Raw genomic sequence first — 10,634 nt, 5'->3', positions numbered from 1 at the left:
GCTGGCTGACCGAGACGCTGGAAAAACTACCCACCTGTCCCAACAGTCAGATCGATTCGCTTCTGCCATTTGCTCAGATTACGGGGAAATAGATTCCGCTGGAAGGTGGGACGGTCGGATGCTTACAAATAAGCGTCGGCTTCGTCCGGCGCATCGTATGTGTACCATAGGCGGCGGGGTCTAAGCGAATTGCCGCAAACCAGCGATGTGCGATTCGTGCGTATTGCCTGGTCGAAAGGTGTGGCGAATCATGGATGCGACTAGGGAAGAGGAAGTCGCCGGCTTTCAATTCGGCTCGCGCAATCCAGTCGGTCAAGCTCTGTCGAGTTCCTTTCGTTAGCTCGAACTGTACGGGTTGCTTCGTCTTCTGTTGCATGACGATGGCTCGGGCACTGACTCGACCGCCACTCGCGATGTCGCGCAGCCGAAGCTGGACCAGGTCACACCCCCTGAGTTTGCTGTCGATAGCCAGATTGAATAGAGCTAGATCGCGCACGCGTTCGTAAATCTCTAGGCGCACGCGGATCGCCCAAATCTCGCTGAGCCTGAGCGGCGACTTCTGGCCAACAAGTTTGCCTTTATTCCAAACGGGCCGACCGGATGGGTTCGATGCTGTTTGCATGTTCATGATCACCTCCATAGTAGGAGCTTGACTATGCGCCGATGGCAGCCTGAGCATCGCGCGGAAACTAGCCCTTGCGAATTGTTTTACCCCGACCAGAGATGTAGAATGGAAAATATCTTCGGCGCTGTTAGGGCCGAGTCCGGCCAGGTGCAGTCCTTCGCGAGCGGCCAGAAGTAGACGGTCATTGACGACCACTGGGAACGCAACTTCGGGCATGCCAAACGGCCTGCCACTACCACATGAATCCGGCCATGAGCAAACGCGCCCAGAAGGATCAGCAAATCTCTGTCGCTGCCGACCCGAAGCAATGGTCGGAACAGAGCAAGCGTTCAGTCGCCTACCATTTCAAACGCGAGTATGTTGATGAACCATACAAGTGCTCGAGGTGCAGCGTTGCTTGTACGTTCACTGCCCAAGACCAGAAGTACACCTTTGAAATCAAAAAGGCCAGCAAAGATCAACGGCGAAAGTTCTGCTCTACATGCTGGTCGGAGTCAAATCGGATGCGTGCTACGCTTTCTGAATACGATCTGCGCTGGACTGCTGAGAAGTCCAGCCTACGGGCTAACAGAGAATTTCTGACCGAATGGCTTGAATTGTTCATGCGCTGGAAGCAGTTCGCGCCATACAAGCACGACATTGCAAAGATTGCTATGGTTCGCTGCTTGCTGAAACTCGGGTAACCGCGTCGGAGCTACATACTTGGTCGCGAACGTCGGCTCTGGGGCGTTACCGGTCATTCAAAGTTGATCCTGATCGTACCATTTTCGGCTGAGACGTGGAATTTTATGGAAAGCAAAATCAGGTCTGCGCCTTGCATGTACGGCGTTGTTCGACTGCAGCTTTGCATAACCACGCACTTTCCATAAGAACGGTTATGCAAAAATTTCCATAACCGTTCCACTGCACCCCAGCCCCCTACTGGGCGGCAGCATCCCGCTTGGGGATCTCCAACCCTTTCGCCACCGCCGGTCGCGCCACGAAGTGCTCCACCGCGCGTGTCACATGCGGAAAATCGGCAATGCCGACCAAATCGCCCGCTTCGTAAAACCCGATCAGGTTGCGCACCCACGGCAGAATCGCGATATCGGCGATGGTGTAGGTCTCGCCCATGATCCAGGTGCGCTGCGCCAACCGTTCGTTGAGCACGCCGAGCAGGCGCTTCGATTCGGCCACATAGCGGTCGCGCGGGCGCTTGTCCTCGTAGTCCTTGCCGGCGAACTTGTGGAAGAAACCGAGCTGGCCGAACATCGGGCCGATACCGCCCATCTGGAACATCACCCACTGAATGGTCTCGTAACGTCCAGCCGCGTCAAGCGGCAGGAACTGGCCGGTTTTCTCGGCCAGGTAGATCAGGATCGCGCCAGATTCGAACAGCGCCAGTGGTTTGCCGTCCGGGCCATTCGGATCGATGATCGCCGGGATCTTGTTGTTCGGGTTGAGCGACATGAATTCGGGCGTGAGCTGATCGTTGTGATCGAAGCGCACCAGGTGCGGCTCGTACGCCAGCGCGGTTTCTTCGAGCATGATCGATACCTTCACGCCATTCGGCGTTGGCAGCGAATACAGCTGGATACGCTCGGGATGGGCGGCAGGCCATTTTTTGGTAATCGGGAAGGTCGACAGGTCGTTCATAGCTCACTCCTTGAAAGCGGGTCTGGTGACGTCCCTCGTGGGGACATCCGGCCCGACAACATAGCAGAAAATTTATGTTTGCTGTTTTTGCTCCCTCCCCGCTTGCGCCCTCTCCGCACGCCAGGCGATCACCAGCGCCGTCGCCAGCAACGCGCAAGCGAGCGCGAACGTCCTGTGCATGCCCGCCGCCACCGCCTCTAACGGCGCCGCAACCGTGTCCGTCCCGGCGCCGAACGCGAACACGGCCCCCATCAGCGACGCGCCGGTGACCAGCCCCAGGTTGCGCGCCAGGTTCAGCATGCTCGCAACCACCCCGCGCTGGTTGGCGCCCGCCGTGTCCATCAGCGCCGTGTTGTTCGCCGCCTGGAACAGCGCATAGCCGATCGTCAGCACCACCAACGGCGCAACATAGCCCGGCACGCCGCTCGAAACAGGCAGCAGCGCGAACGGCACGCTCGCGCCCAGCATCAGCGCCAGGCCGGCGATGGCGACGCCCGCCGTGCCGGCGCGCTCGACCAGGCGCCCGGCCGGCACGCCCGACAAGGCCGCCACCAGCGGCCCCGCCGACAGCACCAGGCCGACGGCGGCCGGCGCCAGCCCCAGTGCGCGCGACAGATAGAACGGCCCCACCACCAGGGTCGCCATCATCACCGTCGACATCAGCGCCGTCGTGCCCAGGCGCGCGCCGAGCAGCCGGTCGCGCAGCAGCGCCAGCGGGATCAGTGGCGACGCCGCTTTCGCACCGGCCCGCACGAACAGGCAAGCCCCCACGGCTGCGGCCAGCAACAAGGCCAGGTTCGGCGCGCCGAAGCCGCCCCCGACCGTCATGGCCAGCGCATACGCGCCCAGCGTCAGCGTCAGCAACAGCGTGCCGATGGCGTCAAAACCGGTCCGCTCGCCGTCCAGGCGCGCCACATCGGCCGGCAAGCCCCGGTACGCCAGCAGCCACGTCACGATCCCGAGCGGCGTGGTGATGAAGAACAAGGCGCGCCAGCCGGCGGCCCCGATCAGCACCCCGCCCAAGGTCGGCCCCAGTGCGGTGCCGACGGCGGACATGGTTCCCAGCAGGCCCATGGCGCTGCCGCTGCCCCCTTTCGACGCGGCGCCGGCGGCAAAGCTCATGGTCAGCCCCATCATCGCCGCCGCGCCGAGTCCCTGCAACGCGCGCGCGGCGATCAACCACGGCAGCGTCGGCGCCAGCCCGCACAGGATGGACGCCGCCGTGAACAGCGCAATGCCGGCCAACAGCAGCCGGCGCCGTCCGGTCAGGTCGCCTAGCCGGCCAACCCCGACGATCAGCGTGGTAATGGCCAGCAGGTACGCCAGCACGATCCACTGCACCTGCCCGAAGCGCACGCCGAAGGCCTGCGCCAGCGCCGGCAAGCCGACGTTGGCGATGCTGGTGCCGAGCGACGAGAGCAGCATCGACAGCGCCAGCGCCCCCGCCAGCGCGCGCGGCCGGTTCACGTGAGCAGCCATACCGCTTCGCACGCCGCAAAGCGGCCTTTGAAGCCGCCCGCCACCTCGGCCTTGTCCAGCAGCGTGACCGCATACGCATGGCCGTAGCGCTGCCGCACTTCGTCGTTGCCGACCGAAAACGGTGGCCCGGCCATGAGCGCCTGGTCGTACTGGTAGCAGATCAGCAGTTGCGGCGCCCGCGCCGCCAGTGCGCCGACGTGGACCACATAGCGCGCACGCATCGCTTCCGGCAGCGCCACCAGCGCCGCCCGGTCGTAGACCGCGTCGACCTCGCCGAGCATGCTGGCCGACAGCGCAAACAGGTCGCCCACGAAGATATCGATGTGCGGCGCGCGATAGTGCAGCAGCTCCGCGGCAACGCTGACTTCCGGCGTGACGCCCAGGTCGGCAAACAGCTGGTCGACGGCGAGCTGGCTCAGTTCGACGCCTGCCACGCGATAACCTTGGGCAAGCAGCCAGTGCACGTCCAGCGACTTGCCGCACAAGGGCACGAACACCCGGCTGCCCGGCGCCAGCTCCAGCCTTCCGACATGCGCCACCATCAGCGGATTGGCGGCGCCCTCATGGAAACCGATCTCGTTGCTTGCCCACTTGCGATGCCAGAAGTCCCTGTCCATATCGATCATCCTCGGTTAAAGGCGCCGACGGCCGGCACCCAAACCCAGTCTAACCGGCCGTCACCCATGGCGGAAGACGCACCGTTTGCACTATATTGCTGCACCAGACGCCACATCACGGCCGAACTGCGCTATCGTAAGCGCATGTCCCTGCCCGACCTGAACCTGTTGATTACCCTCGACGCGCTGCTGGCCGAAGGCAGCGTGGCCCGTGCCGCCCGCCGTTTGCACCTGAGCCCCTCGGCCATGAGCCGCGCGCTGGCGCGCCTGCGCGAAGCCACCGGCGACCCCTTGTTGGTGCGCGCCGGGCGCGCTCTGGTGCCCACGCCACGCGCCATCGCCCTGCGCCAGCAGGTCAGCGATCTGGTACACGACAGCGTGGCCGTGCTGCGTCCTGTCGACAAGCTCGACCTGGCGCAGCTTGCGCGCACGTTCACCATCCGCACCAGGGAAGGGTTTGTGGAAAATTTTGGCGCACAACTCATCGAGCGCGTGCGCGCCGAAGCGCCCGGCGTGCGCCTGCGTTTCGTGCCCAAGCCCGACAAGGACAGCACGGGCCTGCGCGACGGCAGCGTCGACCTGGAAACCGGCGTCATCGGCAAGTCGACCGGCCCGGAAGTGCGCACGCAAGCCCTGTTCCGCGACCGTTTCGTGGCCGTCATGCGCGCCGGCCATGCGCTGGCCGCGGGCGCAATTACGCCCGCCAGCTATGCCGCCGGCGAGCACATCGGCGTATCGCGCCAGGGCGGCGAGAAAGGCCCGCTCGATGACGCCTTGCTCGCGCTCGGCCTGGAACGCGCGATCGTGGTCACGGTGGCCGGCTTCGCGCCCGCGCTGGCCCTGGCCCGCGAAAGCGATCTGATCGCCACCGTCCCGGAACGCCACACCGGCCTGCTGCGCGATGGCATGCACAGTGTCGCCCTGCCCTTTCCCATGCCCGAATTTACCGTGTCGATGCTGTGGCATCCCCGGCTCGATGCCGATCCGGCCCACCGCTGGCTACGCGGGCACCTGCGTGCGGTTTGCGGCGCGGACCGGGGGTAAGTGGATTACGGGATCAGGTCGCACTCGACCAGCGTGCTGCCTTTTTTCCTGGCCTCCAGATAGCTCACCTTGCCGTGCGAATCAAGGCCGATCGAAAAACTCCGGTCATCCGGGGTCGTTCCGGAATAGGAAAAACTCTTCTCAGGCTTGATGATCAGGTCTTCGTTTTCCAGCGTGCTTAAATCATAGCTTGTCGCGCCGATCGTTAATACGCCGTTTGCGATGGCATAGTCAGTCGTGTCGGACTTGCGGGTTTTCCGGTTCTGGCACGTCATCCTGGCCTTTGCATCGAGCAAACCGGCATATTGGGCATAGATGCTCCGGGTGCCGGGCCGAACCTTGGTGGCCAGCCTGCACTCGATGTCGGCAACCCCGGCGCGCTTGACACCGTCGTGAAACTCGGCGATGCCAAACATGTAGCTGTCAACGTGGACACTGACCGACAGCAACGGCTCACCGCTGACTTCGCGCGACAGGCCGATCGAGGCCACCGTGCCCCGCCTCAAATCGGCGGTGACACTACCGGCGCGCAGCGTGCCGTCCGCAGTGACGATCAACGGCCCGAGTTTTTTCGGGACCGGGTCGGGCGGGATCTTCATCGACTCGCACTGGGTGTCGTAGTTTCCTGCCGCGGCGGCCAGGATCGGCGCCCAGAGATCAATGTCCGGCAAGCCTGGCTTGCCAGCCCGCGCTGTCGGGACAGCAGGCGCTGCGCTGGCCTGGATTGCCGGCGCCATTTCCCTGGCCTTGTCACTGCATGCGGACGCTACCAACATGATGAGTAAAAACGACAGCGCACGGCGCTGACGGGGCTTGGTCATCGATTATCTCCGGAGAATCTGAAAAACGAACAAAATGACATGTGCGCCTGCCGGAATTGTAAGGGATGCCGATCGTATGATGATTTAATTAAGACTGCTATTTTGTACCTTGGGCCGGTCTCGCCGCGCCCAACTATAATGCCGCTCACGATCCGCTTTCGCCCGCATTTGCCAGCCATGCCCCTCAAACAGTACATCAACACACTCGCGGACGGCCAACCGTACCGTCACGCCTTGTTTTACAAGCTTCCCGGCGGCCTGCGTTTTTGCATGGCCGAAGGGGAACACTTTGCCCGCGTCCTGACGGCTGTGCGCAAGGGCAGCATTGTCTGTGAAGACGTGTTCGCCGACGCCGACACCATCCTCGTGCACCTGCAAAACTACGCCACGCCCAACCGGTTCGACATGCGCTTCACGCTCAGGCAGCTCGCCATGGCCGGCATCGCCATTCCGCGTGCGCGCGAAATCTGGGCCGAGCCGGTCCCGCGCCAGGATCCGGACGATGATGAAAGCTGGTGCCTCAATGCGCTGTTCGAACTGCCCAAGTCGTGCCTGGCGAGCCTGCTGTGGTGCGCGTTTGCCGCCGACTTCGGGGAATTGCGTCCCAACCCCCATTGCCAGGTCTACCTGATCAACCCGGCATCGGGGCTCATGGCCCACCCCTACGACGACCGGGGAATGGACGTGGTCGGGACCAACCGCGAGGCGCTGCGGCAGCTGTACAGCACGCATTACGCCTGGCTGCTCGAGTACGATCTCGACACGATGGACCGCACCTTCGCCCAACCCTAACGCCTGACCGCCTGCTTTTACCTCGCAAAACAACAACGCGAAAATATACATAAGCGCTTATATAATTGCTGCTAAGATAACGACATGAAACAAGGACTCGGAACGCAATTGCGACACCTGATCGAACTGCTCGATGGCGCCGTCCTGCAGGCGTACGTGGACGCCGGCCTCGATTACCGGCCGCGCTACACGCCCGTGATGCGGGTTTTGGCCCAGCAGCCCAGCGCGACCATCGGCGAACTGGCCGAACTGGCCGGCATCACCCAGCCGGCGGCGACGCAGACAGTGGCGCTGATGAAGAAGGAAGGCATCCTGCTGGTCGTTGCTGGTGGCGAAGATGGGCGGCAACGCGTGGTGCGCCTGAGCCCGCAGGGCGAGCAACTGCTGCCGCGCCTGCAGGCGTGCTGGCAGGCGACCAGGAGCGCCGCCGACAGCCTCGATGCGGAACTTGACTTTCCCTTGTCCGACTGCCTGGCGCAAGCCATCGCCGTGCTCGGGCAGCGCTCCTTCGGCGCGCGGATTGAGGAAGCCAGCAAAAACACACGTTCACCCACCTGACGAAAGCGATGATGGAACATTCCCTGAGCATGGCGACCGACAAACCAACCCTGGCAGCGCGCCTGATGGCGCATCCCCTGATCCGCATCGTGCTGGGCATCGTACTGACCTTCGCCGCGGTCCCCGTGGTGATGATCGTCGCCTCCAAACTGGTCGATAAGCCGTACCGCATTGTGTGGCCGCAATTGCTGGCGGCCGTGCTGGTGTGGTTCGGATACCGCTTCTATGTGCGCCGCATCGAACAGCGCCAGCCCGGCGAACTGGCGCTGCCCGGCATGGCGAAGGAACTCGGCATCGGCCTGCTGATCGGCGCCGCCCTGGTCGCCCTCACGTTCGCCACGCTGGCGGCGCTGGGCGTGTATCGCGTCGGCGGCGTCAATTCGCCCGGCCTGATGCCGATGCTAGTGCCGCTGGCCGAGTTGGTGCTGGTCGGCATGGCCGAAGAGATGGTATTTCGGGGCATCATCTTCGGCGTGACCGAGCGTTCGCTGGGCAGCAAGGCCGCCATCGTGATCTCGGCGCTGGTGTTCAGCCTGGCTCACCTGCCCAATGACGGCGTGTCGGTGCTGGCGATTGCGGTGATTGCCGCGTATGCCGTCATGCAGGCCGCCCTGTACATGACAACGCGGCGCCTGTGGGTGTGCATCGGCACGCATGTGGCATGGAATTATTGCGTCAGCCAGGTGTTCTCGTCGACGGTATCCGGGCACGCCGCCAGCGCCGGCTTGCTGCGCGGCGAGCTTGCGGGCAATGTGATGCTGACCGGCGGCGCTTTCGGTGTCGAAGCCTCGCTGGTGTCGCTGGCGCTCATTGCCACTGTTGCGGCGTTCTGCCTGTATTACCATGCCAAACAGCCAGGCTCGCTTCCAGCAAGCCAAACAGTTTAATCCGGGCGGCCTTGCTGGGATACCATCGTCATCGCCTGGTCGAGTTCACTCGTCAACTGCTGAGCCGTGGCTTTGTTGACCGAAACATCCTTGGGAATGACGAGCGGGGTCCCGAACGTAATACGGATGAGCGGCCTGCGGAACAGGTGGATCCAGCGAAACCGGTCTGGTCCATCGTAATGGGCTGGGACGATTTCCCCTTTGGCACGCAATGCGATCGTGGCCGCGCCCCGCTTCGCGTCGGCATTGTCTTGATTTCGCGTGCCCACAGGAAAAATCAGGACGAGCCCGCCCTGTTCGACCAGCGAAACCGCGTGTTTGATGGTCGCGGTCGACGGGCTGGCCCGGTCCACCGGAAAACCGCCGCCGGAGCGAACAAACCAGGCGCTGATCGGATTGTCGAAGAGTTCCTTTTTGGCCATTTGATGCAAGGTGCGTGGCAAAACCGCGTAGCCAACCCATAAAGGATCGACATAGCCCACGTGATTGCAGACGACGACTTTGCCGAGCGGGCCGTTGAGGTGCTCGGAACCAGTGACCGTCACTTTGCCAAGCCGCGACATCAAGCGCCTCAATACGCGAATGAAGATGGGCGGTTTTTGAGCGGCTAAAGATTTGTTGTTCATCATCGGGGAAACAGAGCAGTGGTTGCCGGGCGAACGTCAGAACGCCAACGCGATCAAGTAATCATGCCGGTCAACCCGGCGCAGATAGGACGCTTGGCTCGATTACCGCAGGGGGCTGCATTCTATCAGGTTGCGTCCCTTTTTCATCAGCTTGAGATGTTTCGGCTTGCCATGCATATCCAGATCAAGATCGAAACTGCTGTCATTATCGGTGTTTCCACTATAAGAAAAACCTTCCTCCGGCCACATAATGAGATTTTCGTCTTTTAGCGTATTCAGATCAAAACGCGTTGTTCCAATCGTCAAGACGCCTTTGGCCATCTCGTAATCGGCCTTGTCGACTTTTCGCGTCCTGACATGCCGGCACGTCATCTTGCTTGCCGCATCAAAGAAACCGGCGAATTGGACGTAAATGCTCTGCGTGCCGGGTTGGACCTTCTCGGCAAGCCGGCACTCGAACATGTTGGGCGTCCTTCCAAACGCGGCCTGCTTGGTGCCGTCATCCTGTTCTACCGCGCCGAACGATCCTGCTTTTGAAGCGATGCTCACCGACAGCAGCGGCTTACCGCTGATGTCCCGTGAACGGTTCAGCGAGGCCGTCCTGGCCGGCTTCAGGTTGCCGACCACGCTGCCAGCATGCAGCGTGCCGTCCGCAGCGATGATCAGCGGTCCGTTTTGCTTCGCTGCCGGTTGAGGCGGAATACTCAGCGATTTGCATTGCGCCGTGTAGTTTCCTGCTGCGACGGCGAGAAACGGCGCCCACAAATCGATGTCAGGCGCATCTGACGTGCCGCCGGGTGCGCTCTTGACCGCAGCCGGGGCAACGCCCTGGTCGACCGGTACAGTATTATTGGATGTAGCATTGCAGGCGGCCGAGACCAGTGCGATTGCTAAAAACGTCAACAGCGCGCGGCGTTGAGGGGGCATGGTCATCGAATATCTCCGAAAAATCTGACAGCGTGGAAGAGTGTTAAATGCAACGCTCTAACCGTATCTTGACCATGCGGATCGAGTCTTCCACCTTTTTCGCATAGCCGTCGGTTCCGCCATTGCTCGACTTCCCGCTATTGAAACCGATTGTCACGAGGGCTCTGCTGAAATCGCCCGCATCCGATATGCCGTGCAATTTTTCACCATAGCTCTCGTCAAAAGAATTACACGCTATTTTAAAGTTTGGAAACACGGCCATTTTCACCTTGGGATCGCGTAATGCCGTAATCGTGCCGATCTGAAAAGGTGCAGGCGCGTGCATCGAAAAGAAATTATTGCCTTTGTCAGCAAATCGGCCTTCCCCATGCTTGCACTCGTGCGCAGCGAGCCCAAGAATATTCTCGGTCGGCATTTTAAGTTTCCGAGCCAAGGCGCCAGCCTCGCGAGCGTGCAGGGATACGAACAAAACCGCATTATGAACATTGCACGCTTTTTCCATATTATTCCTGGTTCGAGATTATTTGTAGATGCTATTTTACCATTATAAGAAGATTAATAACGTTAGACATCGGGGATTTCCTGGTATTTTGTTTCGGACCCCGACCGCGCCGTTTTGCGAG

The 10,634-nt window shown here is 61.6% G+C and carries 13 protein-coding genes; 5 read left to right on the top strand and 8 right to left on the bottom strand.

Annotated features, from left to right (window positions below; genetic code table 11):
• Positions 1-73: 73 nt before the first annotated feature.
• Complete coding sequence (locus F0185_RS20740; protein WP_167227663.1) at positions 74-622, bottom strand: tyrosine-type recombinase/integrase; 549 nt, start codon at positions 620-622, stop codon at positions 74-76.
• Between the two features lie 254 nt (positions 623-876).
• On the opposite strand from F0185_RS20740, the gene F0185_RS20735 reads away from it, so the two are divergent.
• Positions 877-1,308 (top strand): zinc-ribbon domain containing protein, encoded by a 432-nt coding sequence (locus tag F0185_RS20735; protein ID WP_167227642.1) that lies wholly within the window; start codon positions 877-879, stop codon positions 1,306-1,308.
• 235 nt (positions 1,309-1,543) lie between these two features.
• Here the strand turns inward: F0185_RS20735 and F0185_RS20730 are convergent, their stop codons facing one another.
• The 3 genes from F0185_RS20730 to tmpT form a co-directional block, all read right to left on the bottom strand.
• On the bottom strand, positions 1,544-2,260 hold the full coding sequence (locus F0185_RS20730) for a glutathione binding-like protein (protein WP_167227640.1): 717 nt from the start codon (positions 2,258-2,260) through the stop codon (positions 1,544-1,546).
• A gap of 72 nt (positions 2,261-2,332) precedes the next feature.
• Positions 2,333-3,739, bottom strand: a complete 1,407-nt coding sequence (locus tag F0185_RS20725) for an MFS transporter (protein WP_229477110.1) — start codon at positions 3,737-3,739, stop codon at positions 2,333-2,335.
• Positions 3,724-4,356 carry a thiopurine S-methyltransferase gene (tmpT, locus tag F0185_RS20720; RefSeq protein ID WP_167227638.1) on the bottom strand — a complete coding sequence of 211 codons (633 nt, stop codon included), beginning with the start codon at positions 4,354-4,356 and terminating at the stop codon, positions 3,724-3,726. Before tmpT ends, F0185_RS20725 begins: the two co-directional genes overlap by 16 nt.
• 144 nt (positions 4,357-4,500) lie before the next feature.
• Between tmpT and F0185_RS20715 the strand changes: the two genes are divergently transcribed.
• Positions 4,501-5,400: a LysR family transcriptional regulator gene (locus F0185_RS20715; protein ID WP_167227637.1), complete on the top strand. Its 900-nt coding sequence runs from the start codon at positions 4,501-4,503 to the stop codon at positions 5,398-5,400.
• A gap of 5 nt (positions 5,401-5,405) precedes the next feature.
• Here F0185_RS20715 and F0185_RS20710 read toward each other — a convergent pair whose 3' ends face one another.
• A complete protein-coding gene (locus F0185_RS20710; RefSeq protein ID WP_167227635.1) occupies positions 5,406-6,221 on the bottom strand; it encodes a hypothetical protein in 816 nt (271 codons plus the stop codon).
• Positions 6,222-6,398: 177 nt separating this feature from the next.
• Here F0185_RS20710 and F0185_RS20705 point away from each other — a divergent pair, with 177 nt between their 5' ends.
• The 3 genes from F0185_RS20705 to F0185_RS20695 all read left to right on the top strand — a co-directional run bounded on the left by F0185_RS20705 (position 6,399) and on the right by F0185_RS20695 (position 8,458).
• Positions 6,399-7,013 carry a DUF3885 domain-containing protein gene (locus tag F0185_RS20705; protein WP_167227633.1) on the top strand — a complete coding sequence of 205 codons (615 nt, stop codon included), beginning with the start codon at positions 6,399-6,401 and terminating at the stop codon, positions 7,011-7,013.
• Between the two features lie 84 nt (positions 7,014-7,097).
• Entirely contained in the window at positions 7,098-7,571 is a 474-nt protein-coding gene (locus F0185_RS20700; RefSeq protein ID WP_167227632.1) for a MarR family winged helix-turn-helix transcriptional regulator, read from the top strand.
• 11 nt (positions 7,572-7,582) lie between these two features.
• Positions 7,583-8,458: a CPBP family intramembrane glutamic endopeptidase gene (locus tag F0185_RS20695; RefSeq protein WP_167227630.1), complete on the top strand. Its 876-nt coding sequence runs from the start codon at positions 7,583-7,585 to the stop codon at positions 8,456-8,458.
• On the opposite strand, the gene F0185_RS20690 is transcribed toward F0185_RS20695, so the two are convergent.
• From F0185_RS20690 to F0185_RS20680, 3 genes are all read right to left on the bottom strand, one after another.
• Complete coding sequence (locus F0185_RS20690; RefSeq protein ID WP_167227628.1) at positions 8,455-9,087, bottom strand: lysophospholipid acyltransferase family protein; 633 nt, start codon at positions 9,085-9,087, stop codon at positions 8,455-8,457. The two genes, F0185_RS20695 and F0185_RS20690, sit on opposite strands and share 4 nt — an antisense overlap.
• A gap of 99 nt (positions 9,088-9,186) precedes the next feature.
• Positions 9,187-10,017: a hypothetical protein gene (locus F0185_RS20685; protein WP_167227626.1), complete on the bottom strand. Its 831-nt coding sequence runs from the start codon at positions 10,015-10,017 to the stop codon at positions 9,187-9,189.
• A gap of 37 nt (positions 10,018-10,054) precedes the next feature.
• Positions 10,055-10,513 (bottom strand): glucosaminidase domain-containing protein, encoded by a 459-nt coding sequence (locus tag F0185_RS20680; RefSeq protein ID WP_167227624.1) that lies wholly within the window; start codon positions 10,511-10,513, stop codon positions 10,055-10,057.
• Positions 10,514-10,634 lie beyond the last annotated feature (121 nt).

Origin of the sequence: Massilia rubra, from assembly GCF_011682065.1 — a bacterium.
Taxonomy (GTDB): domain Bacteria; phylum Pseudomonadota; class Gammaproteobacteria; order Burkholderiales; family Burkholderiaceae_D; genus Telluria_A; species Telluria_A rubra.
Note: the sequence above shows the minus strand (reverse complement) of the source record. Positions and strands in the feature narration are given on the sequence as shown.